Annotated in this window: 14 protein-coding genes; 7 read left to right on the top strand and 7 right to left on the bottom strand. The window is 45.4% G+C overall.

From position 1 onward, the window contains the following. Positions 1-2 precede the first annotated feature (2 nt). Both cyoE and ACLHG7_RS13330 read left to right on the top strand, forming a co-directional pair. A complete protein-coding gene (gene cyoE, locus ACLHG7_RS13325; RefSeq protein WP_410211475.1) occupies positions 3-857 on the top strand; it encodes a heme o synthase in 855 nt (284 codons plus the stop codon). Between the two features lie 282 nt (positions 858-1,139). After that, positions 1,140-3,128: an Ig-like domain-containing protein gene (locus ACLHG7_RS13330; protein ID WP_410211476.1), complete on the top strand. Its 1,989-nt coding sequence runs from the start codon at positions 1,140-1,142 to the stop codon at positions 3,126-3,128. An 89-nt stretch (positions 3,129-3,217) separates the two neighbouring features. Here the strand turns inward: ACLHG7_RS13330 and ACLHG7_RS13335 are convergent, their stop codons facing one another. The 3 genes from ACLHG7_RS13335 to pheA all read right to left on the bottom strand — a co-directional run bounded on the left by ACLHG7_RS13335 (position 3,218) and on the right by pheA (position 7,891). Next, positions 3,218-5,491 (bottom strand): bifunctional prephenate dehydrogenase/3-phosphoshikimate 1-carboxyvinyltransferase, encoded by a 2,274-nt coding sequence (locus ACLHG7_RS13335; RefSeq protein WP_410211477.1) that lies wholly within the window; start codon positions 5,489-5,491, stop codon positions 3,218-3,220. Positions 5,492-5,560: 69 nt separating this feature from the next. Then, positions 5,561-6,688 (bottom strand): histidinol-phosphate transaminase, encoded by a 1,128-nt coding sequence (hisC, locus tag ACLHG7_RS13340; protein ID WP_410211478.1) that lies wholly within the window; start codon positions 6,686-6,688, stop codon positions 5,561-5,563. A gap of 60 nt (positions 6,689-6,748) precedes the next feature. Then, positions 6,749-7,891: a prephenate dehydratase gene (pheA, locus tag ACLHG7_RS13345; protein ID WP_410211479.1), complete on the bottom strand. Its 1,143-nt coding sequence runs from the start codon at positions 7,889-7,891 to the stop codon at positions 6,749-6,751. Positions 7,892-8,128: 237 nt separating this feature from the next. Here pheA and tal point away from each other — a divergent pair, with 237 nt between their 5' ends. Continuing rightward, entirely contained in the window at positions 8,129-9,124 is a 996-nt protein-coding gene (gene tal, locus ACLHG7_RS13350) for a transaldolase (RefSeq protein ID WP_410211480.1), read from the top strand. Positions 9,125-9,233: 109 nt separating this feature from the next. Further along, complete coding sequence (locus tag ACLHG7_RS13355; protein ID WP_410211481.1) at positions 9,234-10,541, top strand: DUF445 domain-containing protein; 1,308 nt, start codon at positions 9,234-9,236, stop codon at positions 10,539-10,541. 51 nt (positions 10,542-10,592) lie between these two features. Here the strand turns inward: ACLHG7_RS13355 and pepN are convergent, their stop codons facing one another. Together pepN and ACLHG7_RS13365 are read right to left on the bottom strand one after the other, a co-directional pair. Further along, complete coding sequence (gene pepN, locus ACLHG7_RS13360; RefSeq protein WP_410211482.1) at positions 10,593-13,193, bottom strand: aminopeptidase N; 2,601 nt, start codon at positions 13,191-13,193, stop codon at positions 10,593-10,595. A 61-nt stretch (positions 13,194-13,254) separates the two neighbouring features. Next, positions 13,255-14,106, bottom strand: a complete 852-nt coding sequence (locus ACLHG7_RS13365; RefSeq protein WP_410211483.1) for a DUF2797 domain-containing protein — start codon at positions 14,104-14,106, stop codon at positions 13,255-13,257. A 316-nt stretch (positions 14,107-14,422) separates the two neighbouring features. Here ACLHG7_RS13365 and ACLHG7_RS13370 point away from each other — a divergent pair, with 316 nt between their 5' ends. Together ACLHG7_RS13370 and ACLHG7_RS13375 are read left to right on the top strand one after the other, a co-directional pair. After that, the gene (locus tag ACLHG7_RS13370) at positions 14,423-14,953 is read left to right on the top strand and encodes a DUF6231 family protein (protein ID WP_114898449.1); all 531 of its coding nucleotides are present in this window, start codon (positions 14,423-14,425) and stop codon (positions 14,951-14,953) included. A gap of 206 nt (positions 14,954-15,159) precedes the next feature. Further along, positions 15,160-15,909, top strand: coding sequence for a YebC/PmpR family DNA-binding transcriptional regulator (locus tag ACLHG7_RS13375; RefSeq protein ID WP_410211484.1), 750 nt, complete (start codon positions 15,160-15,162; stop codon positions 15,907-15,909). A 63-nt stretch (positions 15,910-15,972) separates the two neighbouring features. On the opposite strand, the gene ACLHG7_RS13380 is transcribed toward ACLHG7_RS13375, so the two are convergent. After that, entirely contained in the window at positions 15,973-16,746 is a 774-nt protein-coding gene (locus tag ACLHG7_RS13380) for a glutathione S-transferase family protein (RefSeq protein ID WP_410211485.1), read from the bottom strand. 285 nt (positions 16,747-17,031) lie between these two features. Between ACLHG7_RS13380 and ychF the strand changes: the two genes are divergently transcribed. Continuing rightward, on the top strand, positions 17,032-18,123 hold the full coding sequence (gene ychF, locus ACLHG7_RS13385; RefSeq protein ID WP_410211486.1) for a redox-regulated ATPase YchF: 1,092 nt from the start codon (positions 17,032-17,034) through the stop codon (positions 18,121-18,123). Positions 18,124-18,189: 66 nt separating this feature from the next. On the opposite strand, the gene ACLHG7_RS13390 is transcribed toward ychF, so the two are convergent. After that, positions 18,190-19,341, bottom strand: coding sequence for a sigma-54 interaction domain-containing protein (locus ACLHG7_RS13390; RefSeq protein WP_410211487.1), 1,152 nt, complete (start codon positions 19,339-19,341; stop codon positions 18,190-18,192). Between the last annotated feature and the right edge of the window lie 127 nt (positions 19,342-19,468).

Consider the following 19,468-nt stretch of genomic DNA (forward strand, 5'->3'; position numbering starts at 1 on the left):
TTATGTTTAGGCACTATTTGCAGTTAACCAAGCCAGGCATTATCTTCGGTAACTTAATTACGTTAATCGGTGGATTTTTACTGGCTTCCAAAGGAAACTTTGATCCCGTTCTATTCTTAGCAACCGCAGTCAGTGTTTCACTGATTGTGGCTTCTGGATGTGTATTTAATAATTACATTGATCGTGATATTGATGTAAAAATGGAACGCACAAAGAATAGAGCGTTGGTCACAGGTCTTATCTCACCTCACCATGCGCTGATTTATGCCAGCGTTCTAGGACTCTTGGGGATTACCCTCCTCTATACGATGACTAATCTACTTGCAACCTTGCTTGTCGTATTAGGTTTTGTGGTCTATGTTGGGTTTTACAGTTTGTACCTCAAGCGTCATTCGGTTTATGGCACTTTAGTTGGTAGTATTTCGGGTGCAATGCCCCCTGTAATCGGATATTGTGCAGTTAGCAATCAATTCGATTTAGGCGCATTAATCTTGCTCGTGATTTTTAGCATTTGGCAGATGCCCCATTCCTTTGCCATTGCAATTTATCGCTTCCAAGATTACGCAGCAGCATCGATCCCAGTACTCCCTGTAAAAGAAGGAATCCAGACGGCTAAGAAGCATATAGTCGGCTGGATTATTGCTTATACGCTTGCGACACTATCACTTACGCTAGCGGGATATACAGGTTATGTTTATTTCGTCGCTGCGGCTGTTATGGGGCTCTATTGGCTTTATTTAGCGATCAAAGGCTTTACCGCCAGTGATGACCAAGTATGGGCAAAGAAACTCTTTCTAGTCTCGGTGATCATTATCACGATTTTGAGTGTCTTGATGGCGGTTGATTATCAGCACTAGGTATTAAGCGGTTTTATCAAAAAGGCGAATAGCGAAAGTTATTCGCCTTTTTTATGCCTATGAACCTGACTACACGCTTTTGAAACATCTTTTAACAATAGGCGATGTTCTTTTTTTGCCGAATGGAATAAAAAAACTATACAGTAAACGCCAAGTGTATTTAGACACCGTCGACTACGACCCTATTAATAAAAACTGCTCCCCTTACACTCTGTCTAAAGCAAATGATAATAATGAAAAATGAATTAATTTTCTAAACCCATTTAATACAAGGAATAAGAAATGTCATTAACTTACAATACCCTAATTAAGAAGAGTTTGAGCTATTACCTAATTTTGTTTCTGGGTTTGATATTATCTGCCTGTGGAGGTGGTGGAGATGACAGTAGCCCTCCTCCGCCAGTCACTGTATTAAATAACATCCTTATTACTTCAGCCCAGCCCAGTATGGCTGCGGGTTTAACCCAACAGCTTAGCGTTGCGGGTATTTATTCGGATGGAACTTCGCAAACCATTCCCAACCCAACATGGAGTTCATCCAACACCTCTGTCGCGAGTGTTGACTCTGCAGGTCTGGTAAAGAGCTTATCGCCAGGCTCAGTGAAGATTTCAGCGTCTTTTAACGGACTCAAGAGTAGTACTGACTTAACCGTAACGGGCGCAATACTCCAATCTATCCACGTAGAATCAACAACATCAAGTATTGCAGCAGGCCTCACGCAACAATTTAGTGCGACGGGTATATATTCTGATGGCTCCACTCAGGCAATTACAAACCCGATATGGAATTCCTCTAATCCTAATATAGCGACAGTTAACTCAACTGGGCTAGTGAAGTCTTTAACCGCAGGCTCAGTCAATATCACAGCAACGTTTAATGGCTTCACGGGCAGCTCACCGCTCACCATAACCAGCGCAATTCTAAAATCCATTACGGTGATTCCAACGGCACCAAGTGTTGCAGCTGGTCTAACTCAGCAGTTTAGTGCGGCGGGGATTTATTCAGATGGAACCTCGCAGCCCATTGCCAGCCCAACATGGAGTTCGTCTAACCCTTCCATAGCAACAGTTAACACTGCAGGACTGGTTAAATCTCTAACCGCAGGCTCTGTCAATATCACTGCTTCATTTGGTGGCGTTACAGGAAGTTCAACTTTAACAGTAACTGCTGCAACACTAAAAGCCATCACAGTAACACCAACAGCATCGAGTATTGCCGCTGGTTTGACCCAGCAACTCACAGCGACTGGGACATATTCAGACGGAACATCTCAAATCATTTCTAATCCAGTTTGGAGCTCATCAGGTCCTTCTGTTGCAACGGTAAGCTCAACAGGATTAGTTAAAACGTTAAACCCAGGAACAATCAATCTTACGGCATCATTCAATGGAGTTTCTGGTAGCACGACATTGAAAGTAACCAACGCTATTGTTCAATCCCTCTCCATAGTCCCATTAACGTCATCTATGGCTGTAGGCTTAACACAGCAATTTACTGCGACAGCGCATTATTCCGATGGAACATTACAAGTTATTCCAACGCCATCACTCACGAACCCGACAATGACATGGAGCTCATCCAACAATACTGTAGCAACATTGTCCAATGCGACATTAGCAAGAGATATTTTTGTCGCTTTAGCTCCGGGCGTAACTACAATTACCGCTACCTATAATGGTTTTACCAGCAGTACTACTTTAACTGTCACGACAGCTGCTCTAACCTCTATCACTATACAGCCAGCAGCATCCAGCGGCACTGTAGGAACGCAACAATTCACGGCAACAGGAACTTATACCGATGGAACAACACAAGCCATTCCAAATCCGATATGGAGCTCTTCAAATACCGCCAATCTCACGGTCAGTTCAACGGGTTTGGCTCAATCCATAACCGCAGGCCAAACTAACATTTCAGCAACATTTAATGGTGTGATCGGCAATACCACAGTGATAACACCGAGTTTTAGAAGCTATTGGATAGCTGGGCCAATAGTCGTGCAAAATTATCAAACCCAAAGAATAGGATACATTTTGACGAGTTCCAATCAGGAAGATAATATTTTGATCAATGGTTTAGATCCCGAACGACCTGCTCAGGTTTATTGGTATACATCTGACCAAACGATATTGGAGGTTGGGACTGCGTTACACTCTAATACGGGTTCAACATTCATTCATAAAGATGGTCAAGTGACTCTGACAGCTAAATATAAGAATGTTTTTTCTGAAGAGATTACTGTGACTACGAATGTCAAGATTGTTAATTAGTCATTGTACAAAATGAAAAAATAGCCTGCAGATACTTGCGGGCTATTTTTAATCTAACTTAAGTAAAAAAACATTTCAAACCGGGGCAACTACTTCACCCCGATCGTCAGCCCAGCCTGCTGCGCCAACACCGTAAAATTCGGAAAACTCGTCGCAACAGTTTCAGTCCCATTAATGGTGATTACACCACTTGCTCGTAATCCTGCTATCGCAAAACTCATCGCAATACGATGATCATGATGGCTCTCGATTATACCTGAGCCAAATACAGCAGCTAGGTTGCCCTTGCCTTCGATAATCATCCCATCTTCGGTTGGCGTACAATCCACACCTAAAATGCGCAAGCCATCCGCCATCACCTGAATACGATCAGACTCTTTCACACGAAGCTCGGCGGCACCCGTCAGTACCGTACGTCCTTCCGCACATGCAGCAGCGATAAACAGTGCAGGGAACTCATCAATCGCCAGTGGCACTTGATCTTCAGGGATATGAATACCCTTCAAAGTTCCAGCTTGGATGCGGATATCCGCAACAGGTTCACCACCAGCCATGGCTTGATTTTCAAGACTGATGTTAGCACCCATTTGCTTCAAAATTTCGAGCACGCCAGTACGCGTTGGATTGATACCGACTTGACGCAGTACCACATTGGAGTTGGCGGTAATTGCGGCGGCAACCATAAAGAAGGTCGCCGAGGAGATATCCGCAGGGACTTGAATATCAGTCGCTGTGAGCTTACCTCCACCTTCAACGGTCACCTTATTGCCATCAACACTGACAGGATAACCAAAAGCGGTAAGCATGCGTTCGGTATGGTCACGTGTAGGCTCTGGTTCCGTCACGGTAGTTTTACCCTTGGCCCATAATGCTGCAAGCAAAATGCCCGACTTCACTTGAGCACTGGCCATAGGCAACAAATAATCAATACCCTGTAATGCTTGACCACCACTGATGCTGATCGGTGGTGTGCCCTTTTCACCCGTAGTTTGGATTTTTGCACCCATTAAGCGTAAGGGCTTAGCTATACGCTCCATCGGACGTTTGGTCAGTGAAGGGTCGCCTGTCAGCACGGTATCAAATGATTGTGCGGACAAGATGCCTGAAATGAGACGCGTCGTTGTCCCGGAGTTGCCCATGTACAGCGCACCTTTAGGCGGCTTCAAACCCTGTAAACCAACACCATGGATGGTGACTTCACCGTTCTTTGGATCGGTGATCACGACGCCCATATCTCGAAATGCCTGCAAGGTCGCCAGTGCATCTTCACCCTCTAAGAAACCTGTGACATGCGTTGTACCTTCCGCAAGCGCACCCAACATGATCGAACGATGTGACACCGACTTATCGCCGGGAATAGTAAGAGTTCCCGACATGGTGCCGCCTGGTTGAACGATAAATTGTTGAGAGGTGGTACTGTTACTCATAGCGGCTTCCAAATAAGGCGTTTTTTCAATCATGTGGGTAAAGTGAGTTCGTGCAGCTTGGGCTCGGGTCAACGTGCCGATTAACGATCTCGAATCATCCTGTTCAATCAATAACTTCAGTTGTTGCAGTTGCCCCGTAAAGCCATCGATGGCAGCGAGAACTGCTTTTTTATTGGCGAGAAAAATATCATGCCACATCTGCGGATCACTGGCAGCGATGCGGGTAAAATCACGGAAACCACCTGCCGCAAAACGGAAAATATCAAGATTATCAGCGCGACTTGCAAGCTGCTCAACGAGGTTAAAAGCAAGTAGGTGAGGCAAATGACTGGTATGTGCTAAAATTTCATCATGATCAGCGACCGTCATCTTCAAAACATCTGCGCCTGCAGACTTCCACATCATGATGACTTTTTCTAAAGCCTCAGCACTGGTTGAGTCCAGTGGGGTCACAATGACTTTATGATGGCGAAATAAATCAACCTTACCGGCCATCACGCCACTTTTTTCAGCACCTGCAATCGGATGTGCTGGGACAAACCCACTCGGCAATTGCTCGCCAAAAACATTGATTGCTGCCTGAACAACGTTCCCTTTCGTGCTGCCCACATCCGTAATAATGGCATCGGTCCGAATTGAACCTGCGATCAAACGTAATACTGCTTCTGTAGCACCGACTGGCATTGCAAGCACGATGAGATCGGCATCTTTAACCGCTGCGATCGGATCTGAAAAACCAGCATCAATCACCCCAAGTGTTTTGGCTTGGTCCAGTGTGGTTTGTGAACGAGTACTCGCTACAATCTGACGCGCCAAATGATTAGCACGCAATACGCGGGCAAGACTCGAACCAATTAAACCCAGCCCGATAAAAGCAACCTTGTCAAAAATGACTTTTTGAGTCAGATCTTGAGCAGTCGTTACAGGTTCAGACATGATCAAAAATCCTTTTTTATGTTGCAATTAAGCAGATTGATCATCTTCATATAGAATCTTTAAAATGACCTAGCGACCAAGTACCTGAGCCAGTGCTTGTAAGAAACGCTGGTTTTCTTCAGCGGTTCCAATAGACACGCGAATATAGTCAGGCAAACCATAACCACCGATCGGACGCACAATCACACCCAATTTCAATAAATCCTGAAAAACTTGTGCACCATTACGTTCGACATGAATACTTAAAAAGTTAGCTCGAGAAGGAATCCACGTTAAGCCCAACGCCGTACAGCCCGCTTCTAGCTGCGCCATACCAGCATGGTTCAAAGCACGGGTTTGCGCAAGAAAGTCAGTATCACCCAGTGCCGCATTGGCCGCGGCTAAAGCAAAAGAATTTACGTTGAAGGGTTGACGCACACGGTTCAGTAGATCTGTGACCTCTGCGGTTGCTAATGCAAACCCAACACGAAGCGATGCCAAGCCGTAGGCTTTGGAAAAAGTACGACTGATCAATAAATTAGGGTATTGCTTCAAAAACTTTAAACTATCAAAATTATCTGGAAAGTACTCAACATAAGCCTCATCCAAAACAACCAAGACTGACTTTGGCACCGCTTGCATAAAAGTCGTGAACTCAGCTTCTTCAAACCAAGTACCCGTGGGGTTATTTGGATTGGCCAAAAAAACCACCCGTGTATCAGTACGCACGGCTTTTGCGATCGCAACAAGATCATGGCCAAAATCTTTAGCGGGAACTTCAATGCCTGTCGCTCCTACCGCTTGAGTGACTAAAGCGTAGATGGCAAAGGCATGCTGGCTATACACCACACTATGATCAGCAGAAACAAATGTACGTGCAACTAACTCTAAAATGTCATTTGAACCATTGCCCAAGGTAATTTGAGGCATCTCGACATTAAACGTTCGCGCAATGGTGGCTTTTAAGGTGTAACCACTGCCGTCAGGGTAACGACCCACTTCGGAAAGCTCATCTTGCATCGCTTGCTTAGCCAGCGGTGAGCAACCTAATGGGTTTTCATTACTCGCCAGTTTGATGATGTCATCTAGGCCCAACTCACGTTTGAGCTCATCAATCGGTTTTCCCGTTTGATAGGGAGCAATGTTAGTTATCCCTTGATTTGCCGCTTGAAGGCTTAACGAGGCTTGAGTATTGTTATTCGCATCTTGATTCAGCATGGTCATTTCCAACAATTTCTTAAAATCAAATGAACGTTCAAATGAACGTCCACATCAGTATCACAAAACTGCACGCGGATATGAGCCCAACACGCGAAGCTCTTTCACCGTGGCGCGGATCTCATCAAGTGCAGCACGAACATGAGGCTGATCCTGATGACCGACCAAATCTATGAAGAAAACATAGGCCCATTTATCGGGTAATGCAGGACGTGTTTCAATACTGGTCAATGAGATTCCATGCTTTGCAAATGGCTGGAGGATATCCAATAATGCACCCGCCTTATCATGCGCAGCGATCAGCAACGAGGTTTTGTCATCGCCGCTGACAGGTACAGCCTCACGACCAATGATCAAAAATCGGGTGGTATTATTTGGATTGTCTTCGATCTTGGCATTTAAAATTGTTAAATCGTATTCTTTGGCAGCGACTTCACCTGCAATGGCTGCAGAATGCCACTCACTTTTAATCTTGCGTGCCGCTTCCGCATTTGAACTCACCGCTACACGTTCAGCTTTCGGGAAGTGCCCATCTAACCATTTACGACACTGGGCTAGAGATTGCTGATGCGAATAAATACGGGTGATAGAATCAACACGAGTGGTATCGCTGATCAATAAATTCTGGTGGATACGTAACTCCACCTCGCCAATCACATTGAGTGGTGAGGAAATAAAACTGTCTAAAGTATGATTCACCACACCTTCGGAGGAGTTTTCAATCGGCACTACACCGTAATGAGCATTGCCCGACTCCACTTCACGAAATACTTCATCAATATTTGCAATCGGTACCGTCACTGCATCGGCGCCAAAGTGCTTCAGTGCCGCGCCTTGCGTAAAGGTCCCTTGAGGTCCGAGATAAGCGACCGTCTGGGGTGCTTCTAAGGCCAAACACGCTGACATGATTTCCCGAAATAGACGCGCGACCGTTTCATTAGACAAAGGACCTTGATTCCGCTGCATGACCGCACGTAAAACCTGTGCCTCACGTTCTGGGCGATAAAACAAAGGGCTATCTTCATTGGCCTTTTTCGAGATTGCAACATGCTCGGCAAGCGTCGCACGCTCATTCAATAAACGATGGATCTCTTGGTCTACCGAGTCAATCCGAGTGCGGATTTGGTCTAATGAAGGTTTGGTTGAATTAAATAGCCAACCATTTTTTGCGGTGCCATTTGTTGTACTATCGCTGTTACTCATCAGCGTTGTTTCCTTGTCTAATCAAGAATAATTCATGGAAGTGATACATTGCGCGGCTTTGGAATACGATGACGACCGATCAAAATAAATAATGATCCTGTTGATCTCAAAGATACTCAGAACTCTTAGTGTAGCAAAAAAACCACTAAACGGCAGGCACAGCCCTGTCAAAACATCATCAAACCTGTCTAAAATCGAACAAATAGTATTGCCTAATAGAACTCAGAGTAAACTCATATGACAAACAACACGACACAGACACTTTTATCCCAGCTTCAAAGCATGACTACCGTCGTCGCCGATACCGGTGATATTGGTGCAATTGAGCGGTTTCGTCCTATTGATGCTACAACGAATCCTTCGCTGATTACGGCTGCTGCATCATTGCCCTCAAGCTTACCTCTCATCGAAGAAGCGCTTCATGATGCGCGCGCTGAAGGCTTAGTCGCAGATGCTTTGGTGGATCGTGCCATCGATTTACTCACGGTACGCTTGGGAATTGAAATCCTGAAACTGATCAAAGGTCGCGTATCCACTGAAGTCGATGCTCGCCTATCCTACGACACTGCAGAAACCATCGCCAAAGCACACGAACTCATTGATCTCTATGCACAAGCGGGTATTGATAAATCACGAGTACTGATCAAGATTGCTGCAACTTGGGAAGGTATTCAGGCGGCACGGGCTCTGGAGCTAGAAGGCATTCATTGTAATCTAACCCTGATCTTTGGCCTGCATCAAGCCATTGCCTGCGCAGATGCGGGGATCACACTCATTTCGCCTTTTGTTGGTCGAATCCTAGATTGGTACAAGAAGCATGACGGCAAGGACAGCTACCCGATTGAACTTGACCCAGGTGTACTCTCAGTACGTGAAATTTATGCATATTTCAAACAGCATGGTCACAAAACCGAAGTTATGGGTGCGAGTTTCCGGAGCATCGCTCAGGTGACTGCACTTGCAGGTTGTGACTTACTCACCATTGCTCCGGCTTTACTTGCTGAGCTCTCGGAAGAAACTGGCGTCCTCACTCAGCAGCTCTCTATTGAAAATGCGAAGCAACCGCCGATTGCGTCGATCAACATGACCCAAGAGGTCTTTGAAAAAATGCACAACGACAACCTGATGGCTTTTGAATTGCTCCAAGGCGGTATCGGAGGCTTTGTTAAAGCCCGAGAACAGCTGACAAGCCAACTTCGTCAAATGGCTGGAATTCCTGATATTCACCGTTAATCTGCCAATGACTTCGGCTTATTGTCATGATGAAATAAGCCGACTGAAACAATCAATACTGATAATAACTTAAATATTTTAAGCAATACTGATTCATGGAGAGCACTTTTTGAACTCACTGCTAAGTCCAGAACTCAACTTATCTCGTAATAAAAGAATTGCAACTGTGTTACTTGTAACGATGGTTGTAATTTGGTTGATTCTACTCTTCTCCAGTCGCTTTTTCCCTCAATATAATGGTGTCATTCATATTCTCACCTTAGGGGCAGAGGCGGGTGTGGTGGGCGGCTTGGCAGACTGGTACGCCATCACAGTACTTTTCCGTGATCCGTTTAAGCATATCTGGGTACCAAAGTTTATCCGCGAACATACTGAGATCATTCCAAGAAATAAGGCACGAATCGCAGAATCGATGGGACGCTTTGTTCAAGAAAACTTTCTGGCACCGCAGATCGTTCGCAATAAGCTTGAAGCAATTGATATGTCGCTCTACGTCGCAAATTGGCTCGCAGAACCTGCTAATGCCAAGATGCTGTCTGAAGAACTTAAACGTCTGGTTCCGCGTTTCCTCAAGATTGCTCAGAACGAAACGATTAATCAATTTATCAAGCAAAGCTCCATTCAATGGCTAAGTGACACGCCCATCAATCAAGCTGTTGCACGTACAATGAAAGCTGTGTTTGACAATAAAATCCACCAAGATGTGATCAGCTTAATTTTAAATAGCGTCGATAACTGGATTCATAATAATCCAGAGTATGCAGAAGAGATTATTCAAAAAATATTGGATGAAACCGGAGTGTTCGGGCACTTGTCGCGTGGAGCAACAATTCTCGGTTTTGATGTAAAGCGCAATGTGGTTTGGGGCGTACTCCGCACAGTGCGTGATCTCAATACGCAGCCGGATCACCATATCCATTTGATGCTTAATCATTCCATCGCCCAGTGGATGACTGCACTTGAAGATGACAACTCAGAAGAATCTCAGAAACTAGAGACGTTCAAACAAAGCCTCGTGCAATCGCCAACCGTAGTTGCTTTTGGTTTTCACATCTATGAAAGCATCATGCAAGGCATCATCGAAGATCTACAATCTGAGCAATCCGCAATCAGTCGTAGTTTGCAAGGCCTGATGATGCGGATTGGCAATCAGCTCGCCTCAGATATTGCCGTGCGTCAAGCCTTAAACCATGAAATTGCCCAGTTCGCCGAATACGCAGCAAATCGCTATGCAGATACGGTGATTCAATATATCAGCGAACAAATCCACAACTGGGATACACGCGATATGATTGGCAAGATTGAATCCGAAGTGGGTGGCGACTTGCACATGATCCGTGTCAACGGCGTGGTGGTCGGTTTCATGATTGGGATTATTTTGGGTTTGGTGCGGTTTGCGATTGAAGGGATTGGGTAAGGCATCCTGTGAAAGAAATCAGGGATGGCGTTTCCGCCATCCCTCAATAAATCACCCAGCCTTCTGCAAATTTGCCAAAGTCTCGACTACACTACTCGACGTCACTTGACCTTGTAAACCATCAATCACAGCTCTCACCTGAGTACGCAGTGGCTCTTTGAGCGTATACCAACGCGATAAGACTTGTAGAATACGTGAACCCAAAATTGGATTCTTTGCATCTAAGGTCTTCGCCAAATTTGCATAAAATTGTGCACCTTCGGTTGTCCAGACTGCGACTGGATTGGTGGCAAAATTACCCGTAATCGAGCGCACACGATTTGGCGTATTGAGATCAAACTGAGGGTGCTGACTTAAACGCGTTATTTCATCGATCGTTGCATTCGGCTTACTGGCCTGCAAACCAAACCACAGGTCGATGGCTAAAGCCTCATTCTCAAAACGCTGATAAAAATCGGTAAGTTTAGCGTCATGATCGACAGCATCATAATTAACCAGTTGACGCAATGCGCCTAAACGCTCAGTCATACAAACAGCGACATCATACTGCTGACTGGCAAGAGTCAATGCATTGGCAATGCCTGCACGACTAGCAAAAGCAAGAACTGCATTGCGCAGTGCGCGCTGCCCCATAGCTTCACTGGTATCCGCATAAGGCACGATAGGCAATGCTGCATATGATGCAGACCAAAAATCTTTAAGCTCGGCAGCAATCGCATTCATCAAAGCTTCACGGATAGAACGAACTGCGACTGGGTCATAATTGCTGTCAATACGACTGGCAATGAAGGTTTCAGTCGGAATGTCCAGTAAACGTGAAGCCAGTAAAGGATCGACACTGGCGACTTTTGGAAGCGTTACAAGTAACGCTTCCAAATACGCACTCGCATCATGCCCTTGCAATAAAATACGTTCAAGCAGTTGCTGTGCGGCCTGCCACTGATTAAAACCATTGGTCTCATACTGCATCAGGAAAGCCAGCTCTTGATCTTGATAATCAAAATTAAGCAATACAGGCGCTGAAAAATCCCGCAATAACGAAACGATCGGTTGGCTTGCAATATGCTCAAATACAAAAACCTGTTTACTCTGATTCAGCATGAGAACTGTTTCGGTTTCCCCTTGTGCATCGAGCAACAACGGTTGACCTGTTTGTTGATTAAACAATGCGATCTTGACCGGAATTGGTAATGGCTGTGGTGCTGGATAGTTGGGTTTCTTCGGAATGCTCTGTGACAAGGTCAACGTGTAGCGACGTGTCTCGGCATCATAAACACCCTGTCCAGTCACAACTGGCGTGCCAGGCTGGCTATACCAAGGCAAGAAATTCCATAAGTCAGTACCAGAACCATCACTCAGGCTACCGATCAAATCCTCAACAGTGACCGCTTCACCATCATGACGACGGAAGTACTCATCAGTACCTAAACGGAAATTTTCTTCGCCCAACAAGGTCGCCATCATACGGACAATTTCGGCACCTTTATCGTAAACCGTAGCGGTATAGAAATTATTAATTTCCACAAAATGATCAGGACGCGGTGGATGTGATAACGGGCCTGCGTCTTCTGCAAATTGAGCTGATTTTAAGCTTGAGACATCGTCAATGCGCTGTACTGCAGGTGACTGCAACGTATCTGAGAAACTCTGATCACGAAATACCGTGAAACCTTCTTTCAGACACAATTGGAACCAATCCCGACAGGTAATACGATTACCGGTCCAATTGTGGAAGTATTCATGGGCAATCGTCGACTTCACATAGAAATTCGAGGCATCCGTTGAGGTCTCTGGACTGGATAATACGCAAGAGGTATTGAAGATATTTAAACCCTTATTCTCCATTGCACCCATGTTGAACTGACTTACTGCCACGATCATATAATTATCGAGATCATATGCACGGCCATAATGCTCCTCATCCCACAGCATTGAATCTTTCAGCGCTTGCATCGCGACATGGCATTTTTCAATGTCTTTCTCTTCGGTATAAATCTCAAGTGCAACAGGCTTGCCTTCCATCGTGGTAAAGCTATCTTTGAGTACAGCCAGATCACCCGCTACACACGCAAATAAATAACTCGGCTTTTTGGTCGGATCCTGCCAGATCGTATAGTGACGATCCGCACCGACTTGACCTGCTTCAATCAGATTGCCATTGGCCAACAACGTTGGATATTGATTATCCGCCTCAAGGCGCGTGGTATAGACGGCTAATACATCTGGACGATCAGGAAAAAAGGTGATTTTACGAAAACCTTCAGGCTCATTTTGAGTGCAATACATCCCACCAGATTTATACAGCCCCTCGAGTTGCGTATTATTTTCAGGATGAATACGAACTTCAGTTTTAATCGTGCATTGATCAGGAGCATTTAATATCGTGAGCGTTTCTTTATCTAAACGATAGCTGTTAGGCGCTAAATCTGAGCCGTTTAACTGTACATTGAGCAGCTCTAAATCACGACCCAGTAGCACAAGCTCACCAGCATGCAAACGTTGCATTTCCAGTGTACTAACCACAAGCGTCTCGGTATCATGAATACGAATATCCAAATCAATCGTGCTCACACCAAATACAGGTGGCTGATAATCCTTAAGATAGATAGTCGGATGTACCGCATGATCATCGGGATTGACGGCAATATTCATATTCATTAAGTCCTAATTCGTTAAATGATTTTTCACAATGTAATAAAGCAACAATGCCTGATTAAACGCGCACTTTTAACTCGTAACCACCGAACTTGCGCAAATTCAATACGCCAGTATCCAGTAACAAATACTGACCTTTGATGCCGTTAAGCTTCCCATGAATCACAGGTTTTTTATCAAAATTATGCGCCGTCACTTTCGCGGGGTAATGGTTTACCGGATAAGAAAACTCACGAATGCGCTCATCAGAAAGCATGACAAGCTCGTGTGGTGATTCTTGCTGCAATTGATCCAGTTCCACTTGGTGTTTTCCAATCAATTGATCGCGAATAGCAATTAAATCGATCGGATCAGCTGCACCTTTGAGCAACGCTCTCCAATCCGTCTTATCCGCGATATCTTGCGCAAGTAAAACCTCAACGAGACCTGAAAGTTTACGACTATTCACCTGCATAATCGGTAAGGCTTGTGTAGCCCCTTGATCAAGCCAGCGCGTAGGCATCTGGGTAATCCGCGTAATACCAACCTTGGGAGCAGATGAGTTTGCGAGATAAACAATATGGGGCTGAAAACAGACATCTAATGCCCAATCGGGTTCACGGCATGTTCCCAAATGGAAGTGACAAGTCTCGGGCTTCATCATGCACATATCGCATGAGGCCTTGCTGATTAAGCACTTATAGCAATGCCCTTGCGAATAAGACTTCGGTGTTTTGGTCCCGCAGGACAAACAAAAAATCCGACCCGTCCATTCAAGCTCGATCTCCTGACCAATGCTTGAGGTCAAAGGACAATCAAATGAACCCAAGACCAAATGATACTCAACGCTTGCAGCCAGCGTGCCACGATCTGTTTCAACGGTCTCACCTAATGCTGTGCGCATTTTGTGGCAAATGCCTTCGTATTCCATAACTTGTTCCTATTGTGCTGCTTATTGCATCGAGAATATTTTGCAAATCAGTTGCATTGTTTAATTGCGTTTTTTAATTCGGTGATCAAATAATGGGGGCGGATTTCTCTATTTTAATCGTGATTTACGTACCATTAACCAAATCGCCACTGAATAAAATGGCTTAATCTTGATGATCAGTGCATTGCAATGAGATTGAGTGCGTTATTATAGACAAAGATTGCTGCGGTACTTGATGTATCGTCATTAAATGCATCAATGATTACTTCGCAAGTCATCATAAAAAAACATGCCACCCGCAAAAGGATTTAGCCCAATGCCCTCTTCTCAATTACCTCCTCAGATTTTGCCACTGATTCATCGCTTGGCGGAGGAAAAGCCCATTGAACATGGACTACTGATCTCTCGTGAACTGGCATCACTGAAAGAGTGGAGTGCAGGATGGCCTGGAGAATGGCAACAACAAGAGCTCTGGCTGCTGACTAGCCTGCCCTTTCAGCAACGCTTTGACCTAGCAGTCATCGTGCTGGATCAAGCTTACTTAGATGAAAACACCTTCACAAAACTTGTGCCTAACTCAACCCTTGCCAACTCCCCGCACACCACAGCTACCCATGTCATCACACACGGACTTACCCATTTACGTGACTTATTGGCCAGACGTGTGCTTGTCGTTGCTTTTGGGGATCAATCTGCCGGACTGCGCGCATTAGGCTTTAGCCAAATCGAACAAATCGAAGGCTGGGAGCTCTGGCAGTTCAACATTTTAGAATACAAACAAACGCCAGACTGGCTGAACTCACGCTATTGGGCAAATCCTGAAAACTGGGGCAAATATCGCTGGTAGTCTGCAGCATGATTGATCTTGATCAATGGCTAACACTTCATACTGATACCTTATCAAAATCACCTGAATCTGCTAATATTTGCGCCATTTTCGAGTCTGTGATTGTCTACATAAGCCTTGGCAATCACATTTGACCCAATCAATCGCGAAACAATTCAGAACATCAGTCTTCTGACGTTCGTTACACTTCTTAGGAGCTCTCCACCATGGCTGGACATTCCAAATGGGCCAATATTAAGCATCGTAAAGCGCGCCAAGACGCATCGAAAGGCAAAGTATTTACCAAATATATCCGCGAACTGGTCAGTGCTGCAAAGCAAGGTGATGCAGATCCTGCAAAAAACCCAAAACTGCGTGCAGTCGTTGAAAAAGCATTGTCTGTGAACATGACCCGTGACACCATCAACCGCGCGATTCAACGGGGTGCAGGAAACACCGAGAGCGATGACCTTAAAGAAATTAGCTATGAAGGCTATGGTGTTGGCGGTGTAGCGGTTCTCGTAAACACCATGACAGACAACATCAATCGTACCGTTCCCGAAGTACGCCATGCATTTAGTAAAACAGGCGGTAATTTAGGAACAACAGGATCGGTTGCTTACCTGTTTACCCAACGCGGTGAAATTCGCTTTGATGATGTTTCACTTGAAGATAAGATCGTTGAAATTGCACTGGATGCAGGCGCTGATGATGTCGAGACCGATGACGATAGCGTCACTGTAATCACAACGCCCGAAGCCTTTGGCGAAATCCAAGATGCACTCGCTGCTGCAGGTTTAAAATCAGATAATGCTGAAGTGACGATGCACCCATCAACTCAGGCCGATATCTCCGATGTCGAACAAGCACAAAAAATCCTAAAAATGATTGATATGCTTGAAGACTTGGATGATGTACAAGATGTTTATACTAATGCCAACTTCTCTGATGCAGTAATGGCGGAATTGAATAAGTAAGAAGTGTATCTCTTATCTCTAACGCTTTACCTTTAAGCGTTAGAGATATCTTAAAACTCTAAATCACTGCCCGCGCCAATCTACTCTTGCCTTCCGCTCATTTGCATAGATTCGAGCCACGTACTGCCCAAATGGTCGTGCTAAAAGCTCGGCTTGATATGCAGCAAGTGGCTCCGGTGGAATAATATGGCTGGGCGCAACCCAAGGTGTGCCAACAGGACCAAATATCGGCGCAGCCATCGCACACACAGCAATATCCGCCAAACTAAAAGTCTTACCGACTAAATATCCTTGCTTACCATCAGCACCATTCGCAAGCAAAGCGGCTTCAATTTCATTGATCAGTTGACTTAGTTTTTGTTTGGATTGCTCGGCTTTCTCTGGGTTAATTTTATAAAGTTGGCGCATACCTTGTTTGAGTATGAATGCAGAAATCGGTCTAAAGGTGCGCATCAGACCTTTTTCACCGATGACGATATCTATGGCATATGGCTCTTCAAGCAGATATAAAAACATCCAGCGTCTGACATGATAACCAAGCTCAGTCGCTTTTTTATCAAGCTTAATTGTAGACGTACGCTCTTTGGGGGCACTACTAATTAAAGGTTTCTCCGCATACACACCATCAAGATATAGCGCAATCTCACTAGAGTCCGCAATCCATACGTTATCATCATGCAGCATCGGTAACGTATCGCTGCTGGCATGCCAACGTGTAGATAGGCGATGGCCCCCCGGAATCATGTTTCTGGCGACATAGTCGAGTTCTTTATAATCCAACAACCAGCGTGCTTTTTCACAATAATGAGACAAAGGAAACTGATACAAAGTCCGCATGGCCAAACACCCTCAAAGAAACAAAAAAGATAATGCTTAAAAATCACAGCTTAAAATGATACCGCTCAAGATGTTGAACAATAGCATATAGAGTTTGGTGTATAATACGCGCCAATTTCATATTCATTTAAACAAACATATACCCACTACTCTGGGCATTTTTTTCAATCACGTGCACAAAATAGTCAGTGCAAAATACAGCTTGCGCAAGCCTATACGGATTGGCAACTTTATACTAGATGCATCGCTATAGACGCGTCTAACACCATCATCAGGATCATTAACATGGGTTTTAATTGTGGCATCGTTGGCTTGCCAAACGTCGGTAAATCTACACTATTCAATGCATTAACTAAAGCAGCCATCGCCGCTGAAAACTTCCCATTTTGCACTATTGAGCCGAATACAGGTATCGTTCCTGTGCCTGATCCACGCCAAGATGCATTAGCTACTATCGTCAAACCTGAACGTGTGATGCCAACCACAATGGAGTTTGTTGATATCGCAGGTTTAGTCGCTGGCGCAAGTAAAGGTGAAGGCTTGGGTAACCAATTCCTCGCCAACATCCGTGAAACAGATGCGATTGCACATGTCGTGCGTTGCTTTGATGATGACAATGTCATTCATGTCGCTGGAAAAGTCGATCCCTTAGATGATATTGCCACCATCAATACTGAACTGGCACTTGCAGATTTGGATGCTGTGGCAAAAGCAATTTTGCGCGCGACTAAATCAGCCAAAAGTGGTGATAAAGACGCGATCGCCATGAAAGCGGTTTTAGAGAAAATTGAACCTGTTTTAAATGAGGGTCGTCCTGCTCGTGCAGCAGACCTATCGGATGATGAACGTAAAGTGGTTCGCGGAATGGGCCTCATGACGTTAAAGCCGACCATGTATATCGCAAACGTTGCAGAAGATGGTTTTGAGAATAACCCCCATCTCGATGCCGTACGCAAATTGGCTGCCGAAGAAAATGCAATTGTGGTCCCGCTTTGCAATCAAATTGAAGCGGAAATTGCACAGCTTGATGAAGATGAAAAATCTGAATTTTTAGAAGCAATTGGAATGGAAGAACCGGGGCTAAATCGCGTCATTCGCGCCGGTTACGCGCTGCTTGGCTTACAAACCTATTTCACCGCTGGTGTTAAAGAAGTGCGTGCTTGGACTGTGCAAGTGGGTGCCACTGCACCACAAGCAGCAGGTGTCATCCATACCGACTTTGAAAAAGGTTTTATTCGTGCCGAAGTCATCGCTTATGACGATTTTGTTGGTTTTAAAGGCGAAGCTGGCGCTAAAGAAGCTGGAAAATGGCGTTTAGAAGGTAAAACATATGTTGTGCAAGACGGTGACGTCATGCACTTCCGCTTTAATGTCTAAACACAGCGGCACCTTTTATTGATTCGTCATAGATCCCCTTGTCAAAAAGACAGGGGGGATTTTTCTTTACCCCTCAACCATACGCCAATCATCTTTGCTCTCAGCTTTCTCCGCACCATCAGCCAATAGCCCATGGCGTTTTAACATGGTACGCATCACATTACGGGTCACACCGAGTAATGCCGCACTATGCACTTGGTTCTGACGGGTGTAGCGAAAGGCCTCCTGTACAACAAGACTTTCAAAATTTTCAAATAAATCAGGTTGTGCTTGTTCAAAAGCAACACTTAATAGGCGTGCGATATCGGCAAAAGGGTCTGAGCGAGCGTCATTAGACGTGACTACCTTGGGTAAAGGCTCTTGCCAATGCTGACTGGGTTTGCTTTCAGCACCCCACCCTCCTTTCACCTTCAAATGCTCAGGTCGAACCTCCGACGTCTCCGCAACCAATAACGCAAAGTGGATGACGTTCTCAAGCTCGCGGATATTGCCCGGCCATGCATAAGCCAGCAGTGCTTCCCGCGCATCACTGGTTAAATGAGCGGTGCCGATGTTCATCCGCTTGCTGTATTGTTTGATGAAGTGATTCGCCAGTGGCAGAATGTCACCCGGTCGCTCACGCAGCGGCGGCAGGTGGACTTGGGCGATGTTGATGCGATACAGCAGGTCACGCCTGAAATGCCCAGCATTTACGGCGGCATCCAGATCAACGTTGGTCGCAGCCACAAAACGCACATCCACGGGGATTGGTTTACGCGAGCCGATACGAACCACTTCTCGCTCTTGCAGGACGCGGAGTAGTTTGACTTGCAGATGCAACGGCAGGTCGCCAATTTCATCAAGGAATAAGGTGCCCCCTTGTGCGGCTTCAAACCAGCCTTCGCGGCGACCCGTTGCGCCGGTAAAGGAGCCTGCTTCATGACCAAACAATTCACTCTCGGCCAGTTGGTCGTTAATAGCCCCACAATTGACGGCGAGGAATGGCCCCTTGCGGCCACTGAGTTGATGGATGTGGCGAGCGACCAGTTCTTTGCCTGTACCAGTCTCGCCGATGATCATGACGGGGGCTTCGCTGGGCGCGAGGCGCTCAATCAACGTCAGCAGACGACAAGACACTGGATCGGTAAACACCAGTGCTTTGGCACGGATGCTCAGCGGCTGAGCATTGCTGCCTTCAAGCGATAGGACGATGGGTCGGTGCCACACTTCATCTCTCATCAGGGTATCCAATATTAGCTAGTGATGTAATATTCAAGCAGAATTTCTAATTAATATAGTAATTCACGAAAACACTTGAACTTATACATATTGCTTTATTGTATATCGCAGTAATTACTATCTTTTC

Source organism: Aquirhabdus sp., assembly GCF_046462495.1.
In the GTDB taxonomy this organism is placed as follows: Bacteria; Pseudomonadota; Gammaproteobacteria; order Pseudomonadales; family Moraxellaceae; genus Aquirhabdus.